Below are 25,234 nucleotides of genomic sequence, written 5' to 3' on the forward strand. Positions count from 1 at the left end.
CGCGGCCGTGACACGCACGCACACGCACTGGTGGGTGCCGTGGCTGTTCCTGGCCGTCGGACTCACCGTCATCATCACCTTCATTCTGTTCCCCTTCTTCAACACCCTGGCCCTGGCGTTCACCGACGCCACGCTGCTGAGGAGCGGGGAGTTCGTCGGCCTGGACAACTTCCGCCGGATGTTCGACGACCCGCGCTTCGGCACCGCGATGCTCAACTCCACGCTGTACGTGGTGTGCGTCGTGCCGTTCATGGTCGTGCTGCCGCTGGTGCTGGCGTCCCTGGTCGCGGGCCCTGGACGGCTCCTGGGATTCTTCCGCACCAGCTTCTACCTGCCCGTCGTCATGTCCGTGGTGATCGTCGGCCTCATCTGGACGAACCTGCTGGACAGCAGGGGCATGATCAACTCGCTGCTGAGCTGGCTCCAGGTGGTGCAGGAGCCCGTCCCCTTCCTGACCGACCGCTGGCTGCTGCTGATCAGCGCCATGGTGGTCACCCTGTGGTCGGGGCTGGGGTACTACATGGTGATCTACCTGGCCGCCCTGGCCAACATCGACCCCGAGCTCTACAACGCCGCGGCAGTGGACGGCGCGGGGCCGATCCGCTCGTTCCTGCACGTGACCATGCCCGGGGTCCGGTCGACGATGACGCTCATCGCGATGTTCTCCTCGATCTCCGCCTTCCGCGTCTTCGGTGAGATCTACGTGCTCACCGGCGGGACCGGAGGCGTGGGCGGGCGCAACGTCACCATGACCATGCTCATCCAGAACGAGGGCACCGGCCTACAGGCGCAGACCGGGTACACGGGCGCGATCAGCCTCGCCATGTTCGTCATCATGGGCGCGCTCCTGCTGGCGCAGCTGTGGCTACAGAACCGCGACCGGGAGGCACGATGAGCACCCCCACGCACACGGGCGTCCGGTCCGCGGCCGTCCGGAGGGGCGGGGCCGCCCGGCGCCCCTCGGGACCCGACGCGGTCCGGTACGCCGTCCTGGTCCTGATGTTCCTCGTGCTGGCCGGGCCGCTGCTGTGGCAGCTGTCGCTGTCGGTCAAGGGCCCCGGGGACGACATCTACGCCTCTCCCCCGCAGCTCCTGCCCAGCGACCCCACCTTCGAGCACTACGTGGAGGTGACCCAGCGGCTGCCGCTCGTGCGCTACTTCGTCAACTCCCTGGTCGTCGCGGTCATGGTGGTGGCGGGCAACGTGGTCGGCGCGACGCTGGCCGGGTACGCGTTGGGGCGTCTGCGCTTCCGGGGGCGCGGTGCGGCCGCGATGGTCTTCGTGGCGGCGCTGCTGGTGCCGATCGAGACGGTCATCATCGCCCAGTTCCTGCTGGTGCGGTCCCTGAACCTCCACGACACCCTCGTCGGCGTGGCGCTGCCGGGGCTGGTCGCCGCGCTCAACGTGCTGCTCATGCGCAACGCCTTCCTGGCCATCCCCCGCGAGCTGGAGGAGGCCGCGGTGATCGACGGCGCCAACGCCTGGCGACGCTTCACACATGTCTGCCTTCCCCAGGTCAAAGGCATGATCAGCGTCGTGGTGATCTTCTCCTTCATGGGTGCCTGGAACGACTTCCTCTGGCCGCTCATCGTCCTGTCCGACCAGCAGAGCTACACCCTGACGGTCGGGCTCAACCACCTCAGGGGCACGTTCGTGAGCGATCCGCGGCTCATCGCCGCCGGGACCATCATCGCGCTGGTGCCCATCGTCGTCTTCTTCGTCGCGCTACAGCGCTTCTTCTTCCGCGGTCTGGAATCTGGAGGCATCAAGGGATGAGGAAACTGCGCTTCGGTGTCAACCACACCCCGTCCAAGGGCTGGTTCTACTCGTGGCTGGAACCGTCCTGGGACGACGTCCGGCGCGACTTCGACGCCATCGCCGAGCTGGGTCTGGACCACGTGCGGATCTTCCCGCTCTGGCCCCTGCTGCAACCCAACCGCGCGCTGATCCGTGAACGCGCGCTCGCCGATGTGCGCACGACGGTGGAGCTGGCCGCGCGGGCCGGTCTGGACACCGCCGTCGACGTCGTCCAGGGGCACCTGTCCAGCTTCGACTTCCTGCCCAGCTGGCTGACCTCCTGGCACGGCCGCAACATGTTCACCGACCCCGGGGCTGTCGAGGCCCAGGCGCGGCTGGTGCGCGCGGTGCACGACGCCGTCGCCGACGTGCCCGGGGTGCTGGCGCTGACGCTGGGCAACGAGCTCAACCAGTTCTCCGACCGGCCCCACCCCTCCCCCATGGCGGCCGACCGCCACCAGGCCGCGGCCTGGCTGGAGGCGCTGCTGGGCGCGGTGCCCGCGGACTCCGCGCTGCCGGTGCTGCACGCCGCCTACGACGCGGTCTGGTACCTGGACGACCACCCCTTCGAACCGGCGCACGCCGCCCGTCTCGGGGACCTCACCGCCATCCACTCCTGGATCTTCAACGGCACCGGCCAGCACTACGGCGGCATGTCCCCCGAGAGCCAACGGCACGCCGCCTACCTCACCGAGCTGTCCCTGGCCTTCGCCGCCCCGGACCGGCCCGTGTGGCTCCAGGAGATCGGCGCGCCGCTGAACTGCCTCGGCGAGAGCGAGGCCGCCGACTTCTGCGAGGGGTCGGTGCGCCACGCCGCCGACTCCGCCAACCTGTGGGGCGTCACCTGGTGGTGCTCCCACGACGTCTCCCGCGCCTACGCCGACTTCCCGGAACTGGAGTTCACCTTGGGCCTGTTCGACGAGGGCGGCGCCGCCAAACCCCTCGCCCGCCGGTTCGGCGCCCTGGCCGCGGAGCTGGCGTCCGCCCCCGCGCCCCCGCCGCGTACCACGGCGGTGCGGGTTCCGGTGGACGGACGCGGAGTGCCGGTGAGCCGCTCTGAGCTGGCCCCCGGCGGCGGGGTGTTCGAGGCGTGGATGGCCGCGGCGGCGCGCGGCGAGCGGCCCGCCCTGGTCACCTCCGCCGACGCCGACGCGCCCGCGCGCCTGGCCGCGCGCGGGGTGGACACGGTGCTGCCCCCGTACCCCGGCGGGCGCAGCGTCTACGGGGCCGTCAGCTCCGACTCGCCCCTGCGGGTGGACGCGTGAGCGCGGCGGATCCCGACGGGCGGAACGCAGCGGACTCCGGCGGACGGAACGCACAGGTCGACACCGTCGTCGATGACCTGCTCGCGCGCATGTCCCTACGGGAGAAGGCCGGACAGCTCAACCAGCGCCTCTTCGGCTGGCAGTGCGTGCGGCGCAACGGCCGGACCTGGGAGACCACCGACCTCCTGCACGCCGAGATCGAGCGGTGGGGTGGGCTCGGCGCCCTCTACGGCCTGTTCCGCGCCGACCCGTGGTCGGGGCGGTCCTGGGCAGACGGCATCCCTCCCGAGGAGCGCGCCGAGGTCGCGGCCCTGGTCACCGACGCCGTACGCCGGTCCGCCGCCCACGGCGTCGGACCCCTGATCGTGGAGGAGGCGCCGCACGGCCACCAGGCGCTCGGCGGTTCACTGCTGCCGGTGCCCCTGAACATGGCCGCGACCTGGGACCCCGGCCTCGTGGAGGAGGCCGCCCGCGCGGTGGGCGCCGAACTGGCCGCGAGCGGGGTCCACCTGGCCCTGGTCACCGCCCTGGACGTCCTCCGCGACCCCCGCTGGGGGCGCGCGGAGGAGTGCCTGGGTGAGTCCCCCGAACTCGCGGCGCGGATGGCGGCGGCGCTGGTCCGGGGCATGCAGGGGCCCGACCGCAACGGCCTGGGCCGCGACGGGGTCGGGGTGGTGCTCAAACACTTCGCCGCCCAGGGCGAGTCCATGGGCGGCCGTAACGGCCAGTCCGCCGTCATCGGCGAACACGACCTGCGCGAACTCCACCTTCCTCCAGCGCGCGCCGGGGTCCGGGCGGGCGCGGTCGGCGTCATGGCGGCCTACAACGACATCGACGGCGTCCCGTGCTGCGCCAACCCCTGGCTGCTCGGCGACGTGCTGCGCGGAGAGTGGGGGTTCGACGGGCTGGTCATGTCCGACGGTCTGGCCGTCGACCGGCTGGAGGCCGTGACGGGCTCGCCGCGGGAGGCGGCACGGCTGGCCCTGCTCAGCGGGGTGGACCTGTCTCTGTGGGACCGCGCCTACACCCTGCTGGAGGAGGCCGCCGACCGTGACCCGGCCGTGGCGGCGGCGGTCGACCGGGCCTGCCGACGCGTGCTCTCGGTCAAACGGGCGGTCGGTCTGCTGCCCTCCCCCGACGGCACCGCGGCCGACCCGCCGGAGCGCGGCCGCGCGGTGCTGTCCGCGCGGCGCGCCCGCACCGAGGAGGTGTCCGCGCGCCTGGCCCGCCGGTCGCTGGTGCTGCTCCACGACGACGACACCCTGCCGCTCGGCCTGCGGGAGGCGCGACGCGTCCTGGTCGTCGGACCGCACGCCGCCGAGGCCACCGCGCTGCTCGGCGACTACGTGCCCCCGCTGCCGCCGGGCTCCGCCCTCAGCGTCCTGGACGCCGTGCGCACGGGGATGTCCGGGCACGCGCGCCTGGACCACGTCCCCCGTCTGGAGCCCGACGGCGGCTCCTGGGACCGGGCGGCCGTGCGCACGGCCGCCGCGGCGGCCGACCTCGTCGTCGCCGTGCTCGGCGGGACCAGCCACCGCGACTACCGGGACCGGTTCACCGACGTCGGCGCGGCCGACCTGTCTGCGGGGAGCGAGGGGACCCGGGCCACCTCGGGCGAGGGCGTGGACCTGGCGGACCTGCGTCTGCCCGGCGACCAGGACGCGCTCCTGGCACAGGTGCGGGCCGCGACCCGGGCCCCCGTGGCGGTGGTGGTCGTGGCAGGGCGCCCCCACGTGCTCACCGACGTGCTCGCCAGCGCTGACGCCGTACTGTGGGCGGGTTTCCCCGGGCCGCACGGCGCGGACGCCGTCGTAGACGCGCTCACCGGGAGGATCCCTATCCGGGGCCGGCTGCCCATGACGCTGCCGTCGGTGGCCGGAGCCGTCCCGGTGCACCACGACGACCGCCACTCCCCGGACGGGGTGTACGCCGACGCGGTACGGCCGGTCCTGCGCCCCTTCGGCTGGGGCGCCCCCGCCCCGGGACTGCGGATCAGCGCGGTCGACGAGGCGGGACGGGGCACCGCCGACCACCGGATCCGGGTGGAACTGCGCAACGCGGGCGGGTCGCCCGCCGACGACACCGTCCAGTTGTACACGCGCCGCCGGGACGGGGTGCGCCTGCCGCGCACGCGTGTGCTCACGGCCTTCGCCCAGGTGGAGCTGGCCCCGGGGGCGAGCCGGGTCGTGGAGTTCCCCTGGCGGGGCCCGTCCGAGCGGACCTCGGTCATCGCGGTGACCTCGGTGGGCGAACTCGGCGTCGACCTCCAGGCGGACTGGGAACGGGTGCGCCAGCTGTACTGACCACAGAGGTCAGGTACAGCCAGCGCTCGGAGGTGAGGGCCGCTGTCGTGGGCGAGGATGGCGGCCTGGACGCGGTTGGACACGCCCAGGCGCGCGTACACGACGCTGACGTGGGTCTTGGGCACTTCAATCTCCTCGTTCGATGACAAAGCATCCGAAAGCGGACACCTGTCCACCGAACCGAAGCAACTTCACCCTGGGAGCGCCAGGAGTCCCGGAAGCCCCGCGAGCTCCGGGGACCGGGGAGGCACCCGGACGGTGGGCGCCTCCCCGGAGCCGTGGCCGGATCCTCAGACGGGCCCCTCACGCAGGCCCGAGGTGATCCGGTGGTAGAGGCCGCCGGAGGTCAGACCGCCGTCGACGACCAGTTCGGTCCCCGTCACGTACCGGGAGGCCTCCGACAGCAGGAACAGCACCACGTCGGCGACCTCCCCGGGTTCGGCCACCCGGCCCGCGGGCACCGAGCGCAGGCTCTCCTCGACGAAGTCGTCGGCCCCCGAGCGCAGCAGCGGGGTGTCCACCAGCCCGGGATGCAGGGAGTTCACCCGCACGCCCCAGGGCGCGAACTCCAGCGCGCCCACCTTGCTCAGGCCGCGCACGCCCCACTTGCTCGCTCCGTAGGAGGCGGAGAAATAGCCGGTCATCCCGGCGATGGAGGACACGTTGACCACCGACGCCGACCCCGACTCGCGCAGCAGCGGGGCCATGGACCGCATTCCGTAGAACACGCTGGACAGGTTGACGTCGAGCACGCGGCGCCAGTCCTCGTCCGTGGTGTCGGCGATCCCGAAGCGGTGGCTGACCCCGGCGTTGTTGACCAGCCCGTCGAGGCGTCCGCCGTCCTCGTCCGCGATCCGGTCGCGCAGGCGCGCCCAGTCGTCCGGGTCGGCGGCGTCCAGGCGGGCGAACCGCGCCGTCGCACCCAGTTCGCCGACCTCCCGGGCCGTGCGCTCGCCACGCTCCCCGTCCAGGTCCGCCACCCAGACCCGGGCGCCCTCGCGCCCCAGTGCCAGGGCCTCCGCCCTGCCCATGCCGCCCGCGGCGCCCGTCACCAGGACGACGCGCCCGGCCAGCCCGTGTCCGGCTCCGCCGGTCGGTGGTTCCGCTGCCCGCATGTCCCCACTCCTCTCAGTCGATCGGCAGTTCGGTGCCGCGCGTCTCGGTGACGAACAGGACGGCCACCAGCGTCACCACGGCGGTGAGGACGAAGTAGCCCGCGGGCGCCAGCGGCTGGCCGGTGGCGCTGATCAGCCAGGTCGCGATGAAGGGCGCGGTGCCGCCCAGGAGCGTGTTGGTGACGTTGTTGCCGAGCGCGATCCCGCTGTAGCGGGTGGAGGCGCCCAGCATCTCGGCGTAGGTGACGAACGAGGCGCCGTTGACGACCGAGACGCACACGAACAGGGCCGACTGGCCCACGATCGCGGCCCAGGCCGGACCGGCGGACATCATCATGAACATCGGGAAGCCCAGGAGCACGGCTCCGACGCTGCCGATGAGGATGACCTTCTTGCGGCCGATGGTGTCGGCCAGGTAGCCCGAGAGGGGCAGCGTCGCGGCGCCGACGACCATGGCGACCGAGGTCGAGGCGAAGGCCAGCTGGGCGGAGTGCCCGGCCGTGGTCTGGAGGTAGGTGGCCGCGTACACCGAGACGATGTAGTAGCCGCCGGTGATCACCGCGCCCAGGCCGATGATCTTCAGCACGGACCGCCAGTTGGTGACCAGCAGGGTCCGGATCGGCATGCGCTCGGTCTCGCCCTGGTCCGCCAGCTGCTTGAACTGCGGGGTGTCGTCCAGGTGGCTGCGGATGTAGAGGCCGATGACGCCGATGGGCAGGCTGAGCAGGAACGGCAGACGCCACGCCCAGTCCAGCATCTGCTGCTCGGTGAAGGCCGTGGCGAAGGCGAGCGCCACCAGCGAGGCGAACAGCGAGCCGAAGTAGGTGCCCGAGTTGACCAGGGAGGTCTGCGTGGCCCGCCAGCGGGCCGGGGCGGACTCGGCCACGAAGGCGTTGGCCCCGCCGAGTTCGCCGCCCGCGGCGAAGCCCTGGACGCAGCGGCACAGGACCAGCAGGGTGGTCGCCCAGACGCCGAGCGTGTAGTAGTTGGGCAGCACGCCGATGGCGGCGGTGGCCAGGACCATCAGCAGGATGGTCCAGGACAGGGCCCGCTTGCGCCCGTAGCGGTCCCCGATGTGGCCGAAGAGGATCCCGCCGGGCACGCGCATGAAGAACGCGACGGCGAAGGCGGCGAACGTGCCCATCAGGGCCGCCGTCGGGTCCTCGGAGACGAAGAAGAGCATCGCCACGAACGTGGCCATGTAGCCGTAGATGCCGAAGTCGTAGTACTCGACGACGGTGCCGATGACCGCCGCGCGGATGACCTTCATCCGCGACTGGAAGCCCGCCTCCGGTGCCGGTGCGGGCCCGGACGCCGACTGCTGGTGGAGTGACATGCTGCCTCCCTGGGGAGAGGGTCGGATCGGTGTGTGCGCCGCCCGATCCCGTGGTTGTGGGGGATGGCGGGGGCCGGGGCGTGTGCTGTCGCCTGATGAGAACGCGGTGAGAGCCGTGTGCCGAGGTGGACCGTGTGAAGCGTCCGATGCGGTGGGGCGGAAGGTGCGGGGTGGGCGAAAGATACGGGGCGGGTGGAAGGTGCGGGGCGGGTGCGCGTCAGGGCGGGTGTCCCCGGCGCACGCCCCGGGGCGTGTCCGGTGACGCCCCCCGTCGCGCGGCGGGGTTGTGGACGGAGTGTGTCCGCCAGGCGGGCCCCGTCTATCCCCGCGCCGCCGCTCCCCGCCCGGCGATGCGTCCCATGGTGAGGGCGTTGGCGACCGCGTTGCCGCCGCCGACGTAGCGGGGACCGAGGACCCCGGCGCCCGCCTCGCCCGCGGCGAAGAGCCCGGGGACCGCGGTCCCGGTGCGGTCGCGCACGGCGGCGGAGGAGTCGATCTCCAGACCGGCGTGCGTGCAGACGATCTCGGCCGGGAGCACGCGCGCCGCGTGGTAGGGGGCGGTGTCCAGGGGCTCGGGGTCGGCCTCCGCCCCCTTCCCGCGCAGGGTCAGGTGGCGCAGGAAGTCCGGATCCTCGCCGTTCGGCAGCTGGGAGTTCCAGGTCCGCACCGTGGTGAGCAGCGCCGCCTCGGGCACCCCCATGAGGGCGGCCAGTTCCTCCAGGGTGTCGGCGCGCAGGGTGCGGCCCGCGTCGGCCTCCTCGGTGACGCGTTCGGGCGTCCAGTCCGCGTATCCGGCGGGCAGCGACGACCGGGCCCGGTCGTCGAACACGCACCACGCGGAACCGCCCTGGGCGTCGATGATGCCGGTGGAGACGGCGTAGGAGGCGTCCTCGTCCATGAAGCGGCGCCCGGCCCCGTTGACGTACACGCGCGAGAGCGGGGGGAACCCCGACTGCCAGTGGTGGTGGCGCTGGAAGTAGGCGGTGGGCATCCGCAGCCCCCAGCCCGCGCCGGTGACGGAGGCCTCCACCTGCTCGGCGAAGCGCAGGTGGTCGCCCCGGCTGCCGGGCGCGGCCACGACGAACGCGTGCTCGCCCGCCTCCAGGGCGTCCGGGTAGTACTCCTTGAGCAGTTCGGGGTCCCGGGCCAGGCCACCGGTGGCGACCACCACGGCGTTCGCGCGGACGGTGACCCCGTCGGCGACGACGCCGCGCACCCGGCCGTCCTCGAACAGCAGGCGCCGCACCCGGGTGTTGAGCACGGTCTCGACCCCGAGGCGGCGGCAGGCCGCGGCGAGCACCTGGACCAGGCCGAGTCCCTGGTCGGCGGGGACGTGGGCGCGCCAGACGTCCTCGACCCCGGCCCGGGTCAGGCCGGGCGTGTGCGCGTTGGTGGAGGTCCGCGCCGGGAACCCGGCGCCCAGCCCGATGAGCCACTCCAGGGTGGGTCCGGCGTTCTCGCAGAAGGTGCGGACCAGCCCGGGTTCGAGCATCCACTGGTTGAGGTCCATGTAGTGCTGGTAGAAGCGCTCGGCGCTGTCCTGCACGCCCGCGCCGCGCTGGACGCTGGTCGCGGCGGCGGTGAAGAGCCCCGCGGAGAGCTGGGTGGAGCCGCCCAGCTCGGACTCGGACTCGAACAGCAGGACGCGCGCGCCCTCCTCTGCGGCGGTGACGGCCGCCGCGAGCCCGGCCCCTCCCCCGCCGATCACGACGACGTCGGCGCTCTCCTCGTCGTCGTGGTGATCGACGCGCTCAAGGTGCTCAGACATGGCGGGACCCTCCGTCGACGGCGATGCTGTGCCCGGTCACGTAGCGGCTGCTGTCGGAGAGCAGGAAGAGCAGGACGCCGACGACCTCCTCGGGGGAGCCGACCCGGTGCAGAGGCACGTTGTCCAGGGCGGCGGCCAGGGCCTCGGGGTCGTCCTGGAGCCAGCGCGTCATCTCGGTGTCGATGAAGCCGGGGGCGATGGAGTTGACGCGCAGCCCCCTGTCGCCCAGCTCGACGGCGAGGGACTCGGTCAGGTGGGCGACGGCGGCCTTGGAGGCGCAGTAGGCGGCGCGGCCCCGGCGCACGCGTACCGCCGACACCGAGGACATGTTGACGATCACGCCGCCGGGCAGCATGTGGCGGGCGGCCGCCTGGGCGCCGTGCAGGACGCCCTGGACGTTGACGTCGAGGACGGTGGACATCTGCTCGGCGGTGATCTCGCCGACGGGTGCGTGGGGAAAGACCCCGGCGTTGTTGACCCAGTAGTCGAGGGAGCCGAACTCGTCGGCGGCGGCGCGGGCGAGGTCGTCGTGCTGCTCGGGCACGACCACGTCGACGCGGCGGGGCGCGACCCGGCCGGGCCGCTCGCTCAGGGCGCCGTCGGCCAGTTCGCGGTTGATCTCGTCGGCGGTCCGCTTCATGTCGACGTCGTTGATGTCGGCCGCGACGACGTTGACGCCGCGGGTGGCCAGGGCGGCGGCGAAGCTGCGGCCCATGCCTCGCGCGGCACCGGTGACGACCGCGGTGCGGCCGGCCATCTCGGGGTGGACGGCCTCCATCACGCGGTGGACGACGCGGGCGGGGCCGGTGCCCTCGTGCTGGGTCATGGTGTGCGGCCTTTCCGTGGGTGTGGTGGGAACGGCGTGGTGGGAACGGCGTGGTGGGAACAGGTGTGGTGGAAACGGGGTGGTGGGGCCGGGGCTGGTCGGTGGGGATGTGACGGCGGTGGGCCGGGGCCGGAGGGCGCGGCCGGGGTTCAGGCGGTGTCGTCGCGCCGGACGTCCCGGCGCGCGATGCGCCAGTCCTCCCCGTCGCGGACCAGCCGGTCGCTGACGGTGGTGAGCCTCAGGATTCTGGTGTCACCCGTCACACGGGTACCGATGACCTGAAGATAGGCGCTGACCTGCGCCTGTGTGGTGTCCGCGGACTCCACGAAGAGGTTGGTGACCACGTGGCGGCGCACCTCGCCCGCCTCCCGGGCCGCGTGCGCGAAGTCCTCGGCGAAGGCGCGCAGACGGTCGCGCCCCACGACCGGCGCGGGATAGGTCGGTGAGTGGAACTCGCCGTCGGGGGCGAAGGTCCGGGCCCAGGCGTCGGCGTGGCCGCCGTCGATCAGGTGGGACTGGCGCGCGTAGAGCTGGTGGATGCCGGTGACCAGCGAACCGTCCATACCTCCCCCTCCATGTGTGCGATAATCGCACTAGGTGTGCAATTAAGGCTTAACGTATGTGTCACACGTCACCTGCGTCAAGAGGCGGGAGGTGTATCTTCGCGATGCGAGAGGAGCCAGATGCCCGAGACACCGGCCGACAGGCCCAACACCAGGACGTCCAAGACCCTGCACAACGGGATCGAGGTGTTGGAGCTGCTCAGCCGCAGTCCGCACGGACTGTCGCTCACCGAGATCGCCGAGGGGGTGGGGGTGCACCGCACGGTCGCCCACCGGCTGGTGCGCACGCTGGAGGAGCACCGGCTGTGCAAACGCGGTCCCTTCAAGCGCATCACCCTGGGGCCGGGACTGGTCGCACTGGCCGAGTCGGTGGAGGCGGACCTGCGCCAGGTCGCCGGTCCGGTCCTGGCCGAGCTGGCCGAGTCGCAGGGGGCCACCGCGCACCTCGTCGTTCCCGAGGGTGAGGACGAGGCGCGCGCCCTGATGGTGGTGGAACCGCGCAGGGCCACGGCCCACATCGCCTTCCGAACCGGGCGGGTCGACCCCATCGACAAGGGGTCGGCCGGGCTGGCGCTGCTCGCGGCCATGCCGCCCCGGCCCGGAGAGCGCGGAGAGGTCGCCCTGGCCCGCGAGCGGGGCTACGCCGTCTCCCACGCCGAGGTGACCAACGCGGTGACCGGGGTGTCGGCGGCGGTGGTCGGGACGCGTTCCGAGCCGGTGGCCAGCGTCGGCATCTCGGTCCTCGAGCTGGACGACCCCGCCCCCTTCGGCGCCGCCGTGCGGGAGGCGGCCCGTCTGATCGCCGGGATGGTGCACCTGCCCTGAACCGGGACCGGGCGGAATCGGCCCGGACCCCGCAGGCCGCCGCCCGGATCCGCTCTGGCGTGTGTTCCCGCCCCGCGCCCGGTCCGCTCGGGGTGGGCCGTGTCGGGACCGGGCCCCGCGCCGTTTACGCGTTTTCCCCACGGGTAGCGGCGTTCACGCGTTTCGGCCACACGGGAAGGGGTGGTGTCGGTGCCGTCCAGGGACAGGATCGCCGAACCATGGGGGTCGCGTACCCCGTACGGGCCCGGCCAGGAATGGCCGACCAGAGTGGACAGCCACCTGGCCGAGGGGGTGGGCCCCGACCAGGTGGACCGCTGGGTGCAGTCCGCGACGATCCTGCACTCCAACGGCGACGCACTCGACATCGCGGTCAAGGACGACCGGATCGTGGGGGTGCGGGGCCGGGAGGGCGACCGGGTCAACCACGGACGCCTGGGCCCCAAGGACCTCTACGGGTGGCAGGCCAACCACTCGCCCGACCGGCTCACCCGGCCCCTGGTGCGCCGGGACGGCGAACTGGTCGAGACCGACTGGGACACCGCGATGGACCTGGTCGTGCGGCGCAGCAGGGAACTGCTCGACGAACAGGGTCCCAGCGCGATCGGCTTCTACACCAGCGGCCAGCTCTTCCTTGAGGAGTACTACACGCTCGCCGCCATCGGGCACGGCGCCATCGGCACCAACCACATGGACGGCAACACCCGGCTGTGCACGGCCACCGCGGCCGCCGCGCTCAAGGAGTCGTTCGGCTGCGACGGACAGCCCGGCTCCTACACCGACATCGACCACGCCGACGTCATCGCCCTCTACGGCCACAACATGGCCGAGACGCAGACGGTGCTGTGGACACGCGTGCTCGACCGGCTGGCCGGGCCCAACCCGCCCAGGATCCTGTGCGTGGACCCCCGGCCGACCCCGGTGGCGCGGGAGGCCGCGCTGCACCTGGCACCGCTGCCGGGGACCAACGTCGCGCTGATGAACGGCATCCTGCACGAGATCATCCGGCGGGACATGGTCGACCACGACTACGTCGAGGCCCACACGGTCGGCTACGACTCCCTGGTCGCGGAGGTCGAGGCGTACCCGCCCGAGCGCGCCGCCGGGATCTGCGGGGTCCCCGCGGAGCGGATCCGCGAGGCCGCCGTGCTCCTGGGCGGCGCCGAGCGGCTGATGTCGACCGTGCTCCAGGGCTTCTACCAGTCCCATCAGGCGACAGCCGCGTCCGTGCAGGTCAACAACATCCACCTGATCCGCGGCATGCTCGGCAGGCCGGGCGCGGGCGTCCTCCAGATGAACGGGCAGCCCACGGCGGAGAACACGCGCGAGTGCGGCGCCGACGGCGACCTCACGGGCTTTCGCAACTGGAGCAACGACGACCACATCAGCGATCTCGCCGCGGTGTGGAACCTCGACCCGATGCGGATCCCGCACTACGCGCCGCCCACCCACGCGATGCAGATCATGCGGTACGCCGAGAAGGGGTCGATCCGGTTCCTGTGGGTCAGCGCCACCAACCCGGCGGTGTCGCTGCCCGAGCTGGCGCGGATCCGCTCGGTGCTCGCGCGGGAGGGGCTGTTCCTGGTGGTGCAGGACATCTTCCTGACCGAGACGGCCGAACTCGCCGACGTGGTGCTGCCCGCCGCGACCTGGGGCGAGAAGACGGGCACGTTCACCAACACCGACCGCACCGTCCACCTGTCCGACAAGGCCGTCGACCCGCCCGGCGAGGCCCGGTCGGACCTGGACATCCTCCTGGACTACGCGCGGCGGATGGACTTCCGCGACAGGGACGGCGCGCCGTTCCCGCGGTGGCACGACCCCGAGTCGGCCTTCGAGGCGTGGAAGGGCGCCACCGCCGGACGGCCGTGCGACTACACCGGCCTCACCTACGGCAGGCTGCGCGGAGGCAGCGGCGTGCAGTGGCCCTGCAACGACCAGAACCCGGACGGCACCGAGCGCCTCTACGCCGACGGCCGGTTCTGGGCGGCGCCCGACCAGTGCGAGAGCTACGGCCGCGACCTGGTCACCGGGGCGCCGCTGGAGCCGACCGAGTACAAGGCGATGAACCCCGAGGGCCGGGCGATCATCAAGGCCGCCGAGTACCTGCCACCGCACGAGGAGCCGAGCGGGGAGTACCCCTTCGCGCTCATCACCGGCCGCACGCTCTACCACTTCCACACGCGCACCAAGACCGGGCGCTCACCGCAGCTGCAACGGGCGGCCCCCGAGGTCTGGGTGGAGGTCTCGCCCTCCGACGCCCGGGAGGCCGGGATCTCCGAAGGCGATCCCGTCGAGGTGACCTCGCCACGCGGGGTGATCCGGGCGCGGGCGCGGATCAACGGCATCCGCCCCGGGGTGCTGTTCGTCCCGTTCCACTACGGCTACTGGGACAGACATGCCGACGGGGGCTCCGTCGACCGGGACCGGGCGGCCAACGAGACGACCGTCACCGACTGGGACCCGGTGTCCAAGCAGCCCCTGTTCAAGACCGCGGCGGCCCGGCTGCGGCTCCTGGGGCCTGGGGACGGCTCGCCCGCGCCCGCGCCGACGACGACCGCGTCCCGGCCGGTCGGCGCCGGGGTGCCCGAGACCGTGGGCGGTCCCGACGCCGCCTCCGAGGAACACGTCACCGGAGGTGCGCGATGAGGATCGTCGTGGCCCTGCGCGAACTGTACGACGCCGAGAGCGCCCTGGCCGGGGAGCTGCTCAGGATCGCCGACCGGCACGAGAAGGAGCAGGAGATCCACCACGTGGCCAGGGACCTGGTCCGCTGGTCGCGCGACCACGTGCGGGAGATCGCCGAGGCCGGTACCCGCTACGGCCTGGACCTCGGGGAGCCGGAGCTGGAGAACCCGGACCCGCCCACCGAGGAGGCGGGCGAGCTGCCGGGCGACGACTCCGACCCCGATCTGCTGCTCCTGGCGGACCTGCGTCGGCTGTACCGCATGGCGGCGGGCGTGTCGCTGGACTGGGATCTGCTCGGACAGGGCGCGCAGGTGACCGCGGACGCCGGGTTGCTGGCGCTCACCAAGCGGTGCCACCCGCAGTCGCTACGGCAGATGAGCTGGGCCGACGCGATGCTCAAGACGGTCTCGCCGCAGATCCTGGTCACCTGAGGGACCGCGCGGATCCGTTCCGCGCGAGGCTGACGCGGCCGCCCGCACGGAGCCGTACGTGCGGCCGCGGCGGGCTCACCGCCCGACGAGATCGGCCAGGACCGCGGCGGCGGCCCGCTCCCCGCTGACCAGGGCCCCCTGGAGCGAGGGCGTGTCGCGGTGGTCGCCCGCGACGTAGAGGCCCTCCTCCAGTCGGACCGAACGGCGCAGGTCGCCCAGGGGCGGCGGCGCCGCGGGCAGGGCGTCGGGCACGTGCACCGTCTCCAGGTGTTCCCAGTCCCCGTCGTGCGCGCCCAGGATCCCGGCGGCCTCGGCGCGCACCTCGGCCTCCGGGGGCTGGTGGGGGCCCACCGTGGAGGAGGCGATCAGCGCCCGGCCGGGAGGCGCGTAGGACGGGGCGGTGGCCGTCAGCACCATGACGCTGGTCAGCCTGGTCCCGATGCGCCGGGAGCGCCCGTCCACGTGCAGGAGCGGGTCGTCCTCCGGTCCGGCGGGACGGGAGTGGTAGTAGGTGGTGGCGGGGTTGAGCACCGGTGCGGGCAGCGAGGGCAGGAGCTTGGGCACCGCACCCGGGCCGACCGCGACCACGACGGCGCGGGCGTGGACGGTCCCCGCCTCGGTGCGCACCCGCCCCGGCACCACCTCGTGCGCGGCCGTCCCCAGCAGGAACCGCGCGCTCCCGGCGCGCGCCGCGAGCTGTTCGGAGACGGCCTGGATCCCCGCCTCCGGGACGGTCAGCCGCCCCCGCGCGAAGCTGCGCCAGACCAGGTCGTTGACCCTGCTGGACGTGCTCAGGGACTCGTCGAGGAAGACGCCGGTCAGGAAGGGGCGCACCAGGGTGTTCACGGCCCGTTTGCCCAGGCCGAGGCGGCGCAGCGCGGTGAGGGTGTCGGTCTCGGGCCGGGCCTTGATCCGGTCGGCCGGTTCCAGGGCGTCCGCGGCCACGGCGCGCAGCAGGCGGAAGAGGTCGGAGGGGCGTACGAGCGAGCCGGACAGCAGGGACAGCGACGACAGGGCCCCGGAGGGCGAGGGGTGCAGCCGCAGCAGCCCCCGGTCGGTGCGCACGGCCATCCCCTTGGGGAAGGACCTCAGGCGCAGGGCGTCCAGGTCCAGACGGCGGCGGACGGCCGGGTAGGCGGTGTTGAGGATCTGGAAGCCGCGGTCGAGCACGTAGCCGTCCCGCACGTCGCTGCGGACGCGTCCCCCCACGGACTCCCCGGCCTCCACGACGGTCACGTCGAGCCCGGCGGCGGCGAGGTCGGCGGCGGCGACCAGTCCGGCCATGCCCGCCCCCACGACCACGGCGTCGCAGCGCTGCGGCAGATCAGTCATGGCGCCAGAGTAGGCCAGCCGCCCGCGACCGGCCCGGACTCGGCCCGGCGAGCCGCGGGTGGAGCGCACGGAGGGGCCCGCCGCGTGTGCGGTGGGCCCCGCCCTCGCGGTGTCACCCCGTGCGCGCCACGGGGTGACACCGATCATGGACCGGTCGGTCAGCCGGTGTAGTTGGGGTCAGCGGGCACGGGGACGGGAGCCCCGGCCTCCTCGGCCTCCTGCTCGGCCGCCTCGTCCTGTGCGTGAGCCCCGGCCTCCTCGGCCTCCTGCTCGGCCGCCTCGTCCGGTGCGGGAGCCCCGGCCTCCTCGGCGGGCGGCGCCGAGTCCTCGCACGGCTCGACCCCCGCACCGGACTCTTCGGCGGGCGGCGCGGGCTCCTGGGAGGGGTCCGCCGGGCAGTCGACCGGGGCGGGGGTCGCGGAAAGGGCGACCGCGTCGTCGGCCCAGGCGGGGGAGCCGCCGAACAGGGCGGCGGCCGCGAAACCGGCGACGATCAGGTAGTTCTTCAGACGCATGTCAGTCCTCGTGTGTGGTTCGTGTGCGCGGGATACCGTCCCGCGCGGCGGTCCGGAGCCGGTCGGCTCACGCGGAGATCTCGACCGGGGTGCCGATCGGCAGGTTCTCGGCCATCCAGGTGATGTCCTCGTTGGAGACCCGGACGCACCCGTGGCTGACCTGGCGGCCCAGGGCGTCCTCGTCGTTGGTGCCGTGCACGGCGAGCTGGCCGGGCCCGCCCGCGAACGTCTCCAACGTCTCGGAGAACCCGCTCAGGCCGAAGGCGTAGACCCCGTAGGGCCCCTCCGGGTCCGGCGGCTGGAGCAGCTCGGTGAAGTAGTAGCGGCCCTCGGGAGTGGGGGTCTCGCCCTCCCCCGTGCCGATCACCCCGGTACGCACCTCCTCGTCCCCGTCGAAGACGGTGAACGCGAAGTCGCCGGTGTCGACCTCCACTCGGTACTCCGTGAAGGCCAGCGACACCTCGTCGCTCCTGACCCAGCCCGTGCTGCCGTTCGGTCGGACCGGCAGCAGCACCTGGAGCCACTCGCCCTCGTTGCGCTCGACGAGGAACGTGCGGTCCACCCCGAAGTCGTTCGGACTCGCGAGGGTGTGCAGCACCTCCTCGCCGCCGGGCTCGGCGTGGACGGCGACCCCGTCGCCGAGAACCGTGGCGATCTCCACGCCCTCGACGCCGCCGTCCCCGGCGGTGTCGGCGGCCGCCTCCCCCGACGCCGGTTCGTCGGCCGGGGCGGACGAACAGGCCGTGAGCGCTGTCAGGGCAGCGGCGACCGCGAGGGACGTCAGAGCCCGGGTAGGGCTCACGGGCATCGTTGGGCGCATGGGATTCCATCCGGCTTCGCTTGGGGAGGCGTCCGGTGTGCTCGCGCTCCGGACGACAACGAACACTGGCCGACGAATGTGAAGAACCCGTGTGCCCGTCGTGTGGGTCCCGTGTGGTGACCTGCGGCGGCTCCACCGGCCCGCTCCGGCGCCCTCGCGCGCACGCGTACGATCGAGCCGCACCGAGGCCCGACCGGGCCGGAAGCCGATCGGAGGTCACCGTGTGCGCGCATGTGCTGGTCGCCGAGGACGACGTCAACCAGGCCGACCTGATCCGGCGCTACCTGGAGCACGAGGGGCACTTCGTCCGCGTCGTGCACGACGGGCGCGCGGCGGTCGCGGCGCACCACCGGGACCGCCCCGACCTGGTCGTCCTGGACGTGATGATGCCGGTCATGAGCGGCCTCGACGCGTGCCGGGCCCTGCGCGCGGAGTCCGACGTGGCGGTGCTGATGCTCACCGCCCGCTCCACCGAGGAGGACCTGCTGACCGGGCTCGACCTGGGCGCGGACGACTACGTCACCAAGCCCTACAGCCCGCGTGAGCTGATGGCGCGGGTGCGCACGCTGCTGCGCCGCTCGCGCAGGGACCCCGACGACGCGGACCGGGTGCTGCGCGCGGGCCCGGTCGCGGTGGACCCGTCGCGCCACGCGGTGCGGGTGGACGGGTCCCCGGTCACGTGCACGCCCGCCGAGTTCCAGCTGCTCGCCGCGCTCGCCGCCCAGCCGGGCCGGGTCCTGACGCGCGCCCAGCTGCTGGAGCACATCCACGGCATGAGCCGGTTCATCACCGAGCGCACCATCGACGTGCACGTGAAGAACCTGCGCCGGAAGCTGGAGCCGAACCCGCGCAGGCCGGTGCGGCTCGTGACCGTCTACGGCGTCGGCTACAAGCTCGTGGGGAAGGCCGATGACCGGTCGGCGTAGGGGCGCGCTGCGGCACAGCCTGCTGGCACGCCTGCTGGCCAGCTCGGTGCTGGTGGCGGTCTGCTCGATCTTCGCGACGGCGTGGCTGGCGGTGCAGAGGACGTCGGAGTCGCTCACCGTGCAGCAGGGGGAGACCCTGGCCGTGGACACCCGCATCCACGACACGCTCGTCGCCTACGCCGCCGCCCATCCCGGGTGGGACGGCGTGGGCGAGACGGTGGGACACCTGTCCGAGGAGACGGGACGGCGGATCGTCCTGACCACCGAGAACCGCGGGCTGATCGCGGACTCGGCCGAGGAGGCCCGGCCGCTTCCGCCGCGGACGACCTCGGTGGTCGACCCGCTGGCGGTGGACGTCACCCTCGCCTCCGACGTCAACGGGCGCATCGATCCCCGTGCCGTGGGGCCGTTCGCGCTGTCGGAGCAGGAACAGCTCCGGCTGGCCGAGGTCGCGGAGAACACCGCCGCCTGCCTGCGCGACCTGTACGGGCTGGCGGTGGAGGTGGAGGACGGGCCGAGCGGACGCCCCACCGTCACCGGGGCCCAGGCGGACCGGTACGGGTGGCTGGAATGCGGGCTGGAATCGCTGGAGGAGCCGACCGACGGGGAGCGGAAGGCGCTGGACGAGCTGAACGGGCTGTTCAGAACCTGTCTGGGCGTGGAGGCCCCCGAGGAGGCGGAGGTGGAGGCGGAGTACCGGATGGACGGGGCCCTCGGGGTTCCCGTGGCGTTGCCCTTCGGCTCCGTGTCGGACCCCGGGGGCTTCGCGGACGAGGCCCACGCTCCGCGCGAACTCGGGATGCCCGAGGACGAGACCGGATCCTGGGCGCCGCCCGGGGAGGAGACGGCCGTTCCCGACAGCGGCGCGGACCCCGTGCCCGTGGAACCGTCCGCACAGGTCCAGGACGCGCCCGGTGGCTCGGGCGCGCCTCCCGTGCAGGACGAACCGGCACCGGCGCAGGAACCGTGGTGGCCCGAGGTACCCGAGGAGGAGCAGCTCCCGAGTGCGGTTCCCGAGGAGTCGGGCGTTCCGGGGTCCGGTGCGCCTCCCGAGCCGCCGCGGTTCGACACGCGCACCTCCGCGTGCCTGGACTCCGCCCGGCGCGAGCAGCTCGACCCCTACGTGGCCCCGGCGGCGCTGCTGTTCATCGACGACCCCGAGGCGGAGGCGTCGGGCGTCGTGCCGCTGACCGGCGAGGGTCTGGTTCGGGTGTTCGGTGTGGTGCTGCTGGTACTGGTGCTGACGGTGGTGGTGAGCGTGGCGGTGTCCACGCGCCTCGTCCGCCCGGTGCGCGCGCTCACCGACGCGGTGCGGCGGATGCGCGAGGGGCGCGGGCGCTCGCGGGTGGAGGTGCGCGACTCCGGGGAGATCGGGCAGCTGGCGGACGCGTTCAACGAGATGGCCGAACACCTGGAGCGGTTGGAGAAGCAGCGCCGGGCGATGGTCAGCGACGTCTCGCACGAACTGCGGACGCCGCTGAGCAACCTGCGCGGCTGGCTGGAGGCGGCCCAGGACGGGATCGCCGACCTGGACCGGGAGCGGATGGGGATGCTGGTCGGCGAGACGCTGCTGCTCCAGGACATCGTCGACGACCTCCAGGACCTGGCGCTGGCGGACGCGGGCAGGCTGCGGCTGTCCCCGGAGCCGGTGGACGCCGGGGCGCTCGTGGAGCAGGTGGTGGACAGCCAGCGGCTGAGGGCCGCCGGGGCCGGGCTGCGGCTGGTGGCGGAGGCCGGGGACGTGGTGGTCGTCGCCGACCGGACACGGCTGGTCCAGGTGGTCGGGAACCTGCTGGGCAACGCACTGCGGCACACCCCGGCGTCCGGGACGGTCACCGTCGGGGCGCGCCGCTCGGGCGGGGAGGCGGTCATCGAGGTGGCCGACACGGGCGTGGGCATCCCGGCGGAGGACCTGCCGCACGTGTTCGACCGGTTCTGGCGTGCGGACAAGTCGCGCAACCGGCGCACTGGTGGCAGCGGGCTGGGGCTGGCCATCGTGCGCAACCTGGTGGAACTGCACGGCGGGTCGGTGTCGGTGGAGAGCGTCGTCGGTGAGGGGACAACGTTCACGGTGCGGCTGCCGCTGGCGGGCCCGGAGGGAGCGGAGGGAACGAAGGAACCGGAGTGGCCGGAGGGTTCGGAGTGGCTGGCGGAGGACTGAGGGTGACCGGGCCTCCGGCCGCGACCGGAGGCGGTCACGTCGCGCCCGGAATGCCCTGTCTCGTCTAGGATTCAGGCAGGCGCGACACCGGCCCGACCGCGCTTCCCCCTGCCCCGGGCCCGCGGAGGATGCGTGCACCAGCCCCCGAACGTCCGTGTCCCGAACGTCGGGGAGGGCTACGCCCGGTCGTACGACCGCTGGGTGACGACCTTGGCGATTCTCTTCGGCGTGTTCCTGGGGAACCAGGCGGTCAACGCCGGAGCGATGATGCTCTTCGACGTCGTCTCGGAGGACGTCTCCGGAGTGTTCCGGGAGTGGGGGGAGTTCGCGGCGGTCCTGTCGGTCGCGGCCGCGACCGTGGCCCTGTTCGTCCTTCCCCTCTCCCTGCTCCTCCCCCTCCTGTCCACCCGGGGACCGGTACGGCCGGGACGGCTTCCTCCGTGGACCACGCCCGAGCAGGCACGGACCGCGAGGGCGCTGGTGAACGGCGGTGTACTCAGCAACGACCCCTGGACCGATCAGGTGGCCCGGGCATGGGCGGACACCCTCACCTCGAACGCAGGGCTCCTGTTCCCCCCGGCCCTGCGACTGGTCCCTGTCGCCTGCGGCGTCCTGATGCTCGCGATGAACGCCGCCGCTTTCGCCTGGGGTGCTCGGGAAGGCGACCTGAACCAGATGGCGATCCAGGCCAACAGCTTCGCCTTCTTCGGAGCGATCATGTTTTTGGCCCCCCTCCAGTTCCGGCGGTTGGAGAGGGCACGTAGGTTCCGCGCACTTCACGAAACCGCGTACGGAAAGACGGGCCGATGAACGAGCAGCGCCCTCCCCTGTTCGTCCGCATCAGGGCCTACGCCCACCGGGACCCGCGTGGTTACGCGATCCGCGCTGGCCTCGTCGTCGGCCTCTTCTTCGGTGCTTTCACGGGGATCTTCTGGGCCTTCTTCCTCCGAGCCATGGGGGACAGCGCCGTGTGGGCCCTTCCGTTCGGGGCGGCTTCGGGAGCCCTCTTCGGCATTTTCATGGCCGTGGTCATCGTCAGATCGCTTCCTACGACCCCCCTACCGCCGGGCACCGACCGGGCGAGGATGCGCGAGGCCGCGCGGCTGGTCCGCGGCGGAGTCCCCGGCACCGATCCCCTGGTCAACCAGATCGCCCGCCACCAGGCCGAGGCGGTCCTGCGGCAGCAGTACTGGCCGAAGACCATGTCCGCCATCTTCGGCCTGGGTCTGGCGTTGAACCTGTGGTCGGTGACGTACGCCACCGGACCCGGGTTCTGGGGCAACATCGTGGGTCTCGTGGTGTTCCCCCTCATGCTGTTCGTGGCGATGCCGCTCACCGCGCGCAACCGCAGGCGGGCCCGGGCCTTCCTCGCCGCGTTGGAGGAGGACCCGGGCCCGCAGCCGGACGCCTGAACCCTCAGCGGCCGAGCACCCGGAACCGCCGCACGCACAGCGGGAAGAAGACCGCCGTGAGCACCAGCGGCCAGACCACGGCCATGAGCACCGCGTTCTGGGCTATCCAGCCCTCCCCGCCCCACCCCGGGTTGCCGAACAGCTCCCGGGTGGCGGCGACCGTGGACGACAGCGGGTTCCAGTCCGCGACCGCGCCCAGCCACACCGGCATGGACGCCGTCGCCACGAAGGCGTTGGACAGGAAGCCCAGCGGGAACTCCAGCATGTGCACCGCCGTGACGGCGCCCTCGCCCCGCACGGCCAGGCCCACGTAGACGCCCACCCACACCAGCGAGAAGCGCAGCAGCAGGAGCAGCCCGATTCCGGCGGCGGCCTCACCGGCGGTGCCGTTCCACTGCCACCCCACCAGCAGGCCGCACAGGACCAGCAGGACCAGGGTGATCGCCGACCGGAGCATGTCCGCCGCGCACCGCCCCACCACGACGGCCGAGGGCGCCATGGGCATGGAGCGGAACCGGTCGGTGACCCCGCGCACGGCGTCCTGGGACACGGCGGTGACCGTCTCGCCCACCCCGAAGACCATCGCCATGGCGAACATGCCGGGCATCAGGAACTCGCGGTAGTCCCCGCCGCCGGGCACGGTCATCGCCCCGCCGAACAGGAACCCGAACATCAGCACCATGACCACGGGGAACAGCAGTCCCGCGACGAGCTGGCCAGGCTGGCGCAGCCAGTGGACGACGTCACGCCGGGCGATGGTCCACCCGTCCGCCAGCGCCCAGAGCAGCCGGTCGGCGGGCGCGGGCCCCGCGGCCCGGACAGTGGTGTCGTTCATCGGCTCTCCCCCACGCAGTCGCCGCGATCTTCGTGCCCTCCGCGCTCGCCGTGGTCCTCGCGGTCATCGCGGTCACTGCGGTCCCCACGAACGTCGCGACCGTCACTGCCACCGGTGTCGCGGTCACCGGCTTCACCGGCTCCTTCGGCGCCACCACGGCCACCACGGTCATCGCGGTCGCCACGGCCCTCATGACCGCCGGTCAGGTGCAGGAACACCTCGTCCAGGGTCGGTCGGCGCAGCGCGACGTCCTCCACCGCGATCCCCTCCTCCTCCAGCGCCCTCACCACCTCGGTCAGGGCCGCGACCCGGTTCCGGACGCCGACACCGATCCGGCGCGCGTCGGCCTCGATCTCGGGCCGCTCGCCGGTCACCCGGCCGATGAGGGCGGCGGCCCCGTCGAGCGCGGCGGCCTCGTGGAGCACCACGTCGAGCCGGTCGCCGCCCAGGCGGGACTTGAGCTCCTCCGGTGTTCCCTCGGCGACGACGCGGCCGGAGTCGACCACCGAGATCCGGTCGGCGAGCTGGTCGGCCTCCTCCAGGTACTGGGTGGTGAGCAGCACCGTGGTGTCGCCCGCCACCAGGGCACGGACGGCGTTCCACACCTCGTTGCGGCCCCTCGGGTCGAGCCCTACCGTGGGTTCGTCCAGGAACAGCACGGGCGGGGACAGGATCATGCTCGCGGCCAGGTCCAGGCGTCGGCGCATGCCTCCGGAGTAGGCGCTGACCGGCTTGCGGCCGGTGTCGGCCAGGCGGAAGCGCTCCAGCAGCTCGTCGGCCCGCGCGGCGGCGCGCCGGGCGCCCAGGTGGTACAGGCGGCCGAACATCTCCAGGTTCTGCCGTCCGCTGAGCACCTCGTCGACGGCGGCGTTCTGGCCCACCAGTCCGATGCTCCGGCGGACCGCGTCCCCCTGGGACGCCACGTCGTACCCGGCGACGCGCGCGGTGCCCTCGTCCGCGCGCAGCAGCGTGGCAAGGACGCGCACGGCGGTGGTCTTGCCAGCGCCGTTGGGTCCGAGCAGCCCGCACACGCTGCCCGCGGGCACGGCCAGGTCGAACCCCCGCAGCGCCCAGCTGTTCCCGTAGCGCTTGCCCAGACCGCGCGCGGTGATCGCGCCTCCGGTCGTGTTCACAGCGTTCCCCTCTCCACCGCTTGTCGTACGCCGTACAGTACGCCCTACGCTCCAGGCAACACAAGGGAACCGGAGATAATTCCGTACGGCGTACAGAATCTTCTTCCGGTCCGGGCGCGGGGCGCTGTCTCCGGCACGCGCAGGGGTTCAGGTGGCGGGCCACTGGTCGGCCCGGAGCAGTCGGCGGACCTCGGCCGGGTCGAAGCGGAGGTGGCCGCCGGGGGTACGCACCACGGGGATGCGCCCCTGCGCGACCCACCGGTTCACGGTCCTGGGGTTGACCCTGAACAGGTCGCCCACCTCGGCCACGGTGAGCAGGGAAACGGGCAGGTCGGCATGGGATGCGTGGGGCTTACGGGGTGTGTGGGGTTTGTTGGGCACGGTTGTCCTTCGTCGGGGGTGGAGGCGGGGCGAGAAGCAGGAGGTGAAGGGTGGAGGGCCGCGCGCCGGGGGCTCGGGGCCGCCCGGCACGCGACCGGTTCAGGTAGTGGGTGTGCGCTGCCGGGGGATGGACGGCAGCTTCTCCAGCGGCAGTGCCTCCAGCGGTGACCTCCACACGAGCGGGTGGAGGCGGTGGTGCTCCCAGGGGGTGCGGCACACGCGGACCTGCGTGCCCTGCTGGGCTCCGTAGACCTCCTCGTGCTGCCAGGTCGAGCCCAGGTAGCGGACCCTTACCCCGTGGGCGCGCGCCCAGGCGTGCAGGGCCTCCCTGCTCTCGACCTCGTGCACCTCGAACACGGTCCTGGCTTCGCGGCGCGGCTCGGGTACGGCGGTCATGGCTCACGCCCCTGGCGTTGGCCGGACTCGCGCAGCTCGTGCGCGGCCTGGGCGGCCAGGCGGGCGAGCTTCTCCAGGGCGGCGACCCGCGCGGCGCGGCCGTGCGTGCTCCAGCCCGGGGAGAGGTCGACGTGGCAGGCGGCCACGGCCAGGGAAGCGAGGGCGCCGGACCCGTTGGCCTCGCGGCACAGGCGGACGTCGTCGCACGTCAGGTCCGTGACGGTGACGGCGGTGGTCGCGGACATCATCGTTTCGCCTCCCGGAGTGCCTGGTGCGCGGCGCGCACGATCGGAAGGGCGCCCGTGGCGACGCCGACCCGTGCCATGGGGAGCGCGGTCAGAAAGGGGCGGGCGCGGCGGCTGCGGTGACGGTGGTGGCTGCCATGGTGGCGCGGCCGGAAGGCGAGGGA

Annotated in this window: 24 protein-coding genes; 11 read left to right on the forward strand and 13 right to left on the reverse strand. The window is 73.1% G+C overall.

The window, feature by feature from the left end; all coding sequences use genetic code 11:
* Positions 1–7: 7 nt before the first annotated feature.
* The 4 genes from ACSIH6_RS06165 to ACSIH6_RS06180 are packed head-to-tail and all read left to right on the forward strand — an operon-like array spanning position 8 to position 5,365.
* Positions 8–895: a carbohydrate ABC transporter permease gene (locus ACSIH6_RS06165; RefSeq protein ID WP_435107247.1), complete on the forward strand. Its 888-nt coding sequence runs from the start codon at positions 8–10 to the stop codon at positions 893–895.
* Positions 892–1,776, forward strand: coding sequence for a carbohydrate ABC transporter permease (locus tag ACSIH6_RS06170; protein ID WP_435107248.1), 885 nt, complete (start codon positions 892–894; stop codon positions 1,774–1,776). The genes ACSIH6_RS06165 and ACSIH6_RS06170 overlap by 4 nt, the downstream gene beginning before the upstream one ends.
* Entirely contained in the window at positions 1,773–3,062 is a 1,290-nt protein-coding gene (locus tag ACSIH6_RS06175; protein WP_435107249.1) for a glycoside hydrolase 5 family protein, read from the forward strand. Before ACSIH6_RS06170 ends, ACSIH6_RS06175 begins: the two co-directional genes overlap by 4 nt.
* A complete protein-coding gene (locus tag ACSIH6_RS06180) occupies positions 3,059–5,365 on the forward strand; it encodes a glycoside hydrolase family 3 protein (protein ID WP_435107250.1) in 2,307 nt (768 codons plus the stop codon). The genes ACSIH6_RS06175 and ACSIH6_RS06180 overlap by 4 nt, the downstream gene beginning before the upstream one ends.
* 290 nt (positions 5,366–5,655) lie before the next feature.
* Here ACSIH6_RS06180 and ACSIH6_RS06185 read toward each other — a convergent pair whose 3' ends face one another.
* The 5 genes from ACSIH6_RS06185 to ACSIH6_RS06205 form a co-directional block, all read right to left on the reverse strand.
* Positions 5,656–6,480, reverse strand: coding sequence for an SDR family NAD(P)-dependent oxidoreductase (locus tag ACSIH6_RS06185; RefSeq protein ID WP_435107251.1), 825 nt, complete (start codon positions 6,478–6,480; stop codon positions 5,656–5,658).
* A 13-nt stretch (positions 6,481–6,493) separates the two neighbouring features.
* Positions 6,494–7,816 (reverse strand): MFS transporter, encoded by a 1,323-nt coding sequence (locus ACSIH6_RS06190; RefSeq protein ID WP_435107252.1) that lies wholly within the window; start codon positions 7,814–7,816, stop codon positions 6,494–6,496.
* Positions 7,817–8,135: 319 nt separating this feature from the next.
* The gene (locus tag ACSIH6_RS06195) at positions 8,136–9,584 is read right to left on the reverse strand and encodes an FAD-dependent oxidoreductase (protein ID WP_435107253.1); all 1,449 of its coding nucleotides are present in this window, start codon (positions 9,582–9,584) and stop codon (positions 8,136–8,138) included.
* Positions 9,577–10,410 carry an SDR family NAD(P)-dependent oxidoreductase gene (locus ACSIH6_RS06200; RefSeq protein ID WP_150251010.1) on the reverse strand — a complete coding sequence of 278 codons (834 nt, stop codon included), beginning with the start codon at positions 10,408–10,410 and terminating at the stop codon, positions 9,577–9,579. Before ACSIH6_RS06200 ends, ACSIH6_RS06195 begins: the two co-directional genes overlap by 8 nt.
* A 149-nt stretch (positions 10,411–10,559) precedes the next feature.
* Entirely contained in the window at positions 10,560–10,973 is a 414-nt protein-coding gene (locus tag ACSIH6_RS06205; RefSeq protein WP_435107254.1) for a nuclear transport factor 2 family protein, read from the reverse strand.
* Between the two features lie 120 nt (positions 10,974–11,093).
* Here ACSIH6_RS06205 and ACSIH6_RS06210 point away from each other — a divergent pair, with 120 nt between their 5' ends.
* From ACSIH6_RS06210 to ACSIH6_RS06220, 3 genes are all read left to right on the forward strand, one after another.
* Positions 11,094–11,798, forward strand: a complete 705-nt coding sequence (locus ACSIH6_RS06210) for an IclR family transcriptional regulator (protein ID WP_435107255.1) — start codon at positions 11,094–11,096, stop codon at positions 11,796–11,798.
* A gap of 267 nt (positions 11,799–12,065) precedes the next feature.
* Positions 12,066–14,444, forward strand: a complete 2,379-nt coding sequence (locus ACSIH6_RS06215) for a molybdopterin oxidoreductase family protein (protein ID WP_435107256.1) — start codon at positions 12,066–12,068, stop codon at positions 14,442–14,444.
* On the forward strand, positions 14,441–14,914 hold the full coding sequence (locus ACSIH6_RS06220) for a hypothetical protein (RefSeq protein ID WP_435107257.1): 474 nt from the start codon (positions 14,441–14,443) through the stop codon (positions 14,912–14,914). Before ACSIH6_RS06215 ends, ACSIH6_RS06220 begins: the two co-directional genes overlap by 4 nt.
* 75 nt (positions 14,915–14,989) lie before the next feature.
* On the opposite strand, the gene ACSIH6_RS06225 is transcribed toward ACSIH6_RS06220, so the two are convergent.
* From ACSIH6_RS06225 to ACSIH6_RS06235, 3 genes are all read right to left on the reverse strand, one after another.
* Complete coding sequence (locus ACSIH6_RS06225; protein WP_435107259.1) at positions 14,990–16,246, reverse strand: FAD-dependent oxidoreductase; 1,257 nt, start codon at positions 16,244–16,246, stop codon at positions 14,990–14,992.
* A 158-nt stretch (positions 16,247–16,404) separates the two neighbouring features.
* Entirely contained in the window at positions 16,405–16,761 is a 357-nt protein-coding gene (locus ACSIH6_RS06230; RefSeq protein WP_435107260.1) for a hypothetical protein, read from the reverse strand.
* 67 nt (positions 16,762–16,828) lie between these two features.
* Complete coding sequence (locus ACSIH6_RS06235) at positions 16,829–17,569, reverse strand: L,D-transpeptidase (RefSeq protein WP_435107261.1); 741 nt, start codon at positions 17,567–17,569, stop codon at positions 16,829–16,831.
* Positions 17,570–17,802: 233 nt separating this feature from the next.
* On the opposite strand from ACSIH6_RS06235, the gene ACSIH6_RS06240 reads away from it, so the two are divergent.
* The 4 genes from ACSIH6_RS06240 to ACSIH6_RS06255 all read left to right on the forward strand — a co-directional run bounded on the left by ACSIH6_RS06240 (position 17,803) and on the right by ACSIH6_RS06255 (position 22,080).
* A complete protein-coding gene (locus ACSIH6_RS06240) occupies positions 17,803–18,507 on the forward strand; it encodes a response regulator transcription factor (protein WP_435107262.1) in 705 nt (234 codons plus the stop codon).
* Positions 18,491–20,668 (forward strand): ATP-binding protein, encoded by a 2,178-nt coding sequence (locus ACSIH6_RS06245; protein ID WP_435107263.1) that lies wholly within the window; start codon positions 18,491–18,493, stop codon positions 20,666–20,668. The genes ACSIH6_RS06240 and ACSIH6_RS06245 overlap by 17 nt, the downstream gene beginning before the upstream one ends.
* Before the next feature lie 132 nt (positions 20,669–20,800).
* A complete protein-coding gene (locus tag ACSIH6_RS06250; protein WP_435107265.1) occupies positions 20,801–21,478 on the forward strand; it encodes a hypothetical protein in 678 nt (225 codons plus the stop codon).
* Positions 21,475–22,080, forward strand: coding sequence for a hypothetical protein (locus ACSIH6_RS06255; RefSeq protein ID WP_435107266.1), 606 nt, complete (start codon positions 21,475–21,477; stop codon positions 22,078–22,080). Before ACSIH6_RS06250 ends, ACSIH6_RS06255 begins: the two co-directional genes overlap by 4 nt.
* 4 nt (positions 22,081–22,084) lie before the next feature.
* Here ACSIH6_RS06255 and ACSIH6_RS06260 read toward each other — a convergent pair whose 3' ends face one another.
* From ACSIH6_RS06260 to ACSIH6_RS06280, 5 genes are all read right to left on the reverse strand, one after another.
* A complete protein-coding gene (locus ACSIH6_RS06260) occupies positions 22,085–22,915 on the reverse strand; it encodes an ABC transporter permease (protein WP_435107267.1) in 831 nt (276 codons plus the stop codon).
* Complete coding sequence (locus ACSIH6_RS06265) at positions 22,912–24,048, reverse strand: ATP-binding cassette domain-containing protein (protein ID WP_435107268.1); 1,137 nt, start codon at positions 24,046–24,048, stop codon at positions 22,912–22,914. Before ACSIH6_RS06265 ends, ACSIH6_RS06260 begins: the two co-directional genes overlap by 4 nt.
* Before the next feature lie 147 nt (positions 24,049–24,195).
* Complete coding sequence (locus ACSIH6_RS06270) at positions 24,196–24,429, reverse strand: BldC family transcriptional regulator (RefSeq protein WP_435107269.1); 234 nt, start codon at positions 24,427–24,429, stop codon at positions 24,196–24,198.
* A gap of 99 nt (positions 24,430–24,528) precedes the next feature.
* Positions 24,529–24,825, reverse strand: coding sequence for a hypothetical protein (locus tag ACSIH6_RS06275; protein WP_435107270.1), 297 nt, complete (start codon positions 24,823–24,825; stop codon positions 24,529–24,531).
* Entirely contained in the window at positions 24,822–25,073 is a 252-nt protein-coding gene (locus ACSIH6_RS06280) for a hypothetical protein (RefSeq protein ID WP_435107271.1), read from the reverse strand. The genes ACSIH6_RS06275 and ACSIH6_RS06280 overlap by 4 nt, the downstream gene beginning before the upstream one ends.
* Between the last annotated feature and the right edge of the window lie 161 nt (positions 25,074–25,234).

This window comes from Nocardiopsis synnemataformans, assembly GCF_965343085.1.
In the GTDB taxonomy this organism is placed as follows: domain Bacteria; phylum Actinomycetota; class Actinomycetes; order Streptosporangiales; family Streptosporangiaceae; genus Nocardiopsis; species Nocardiopsis alborubida.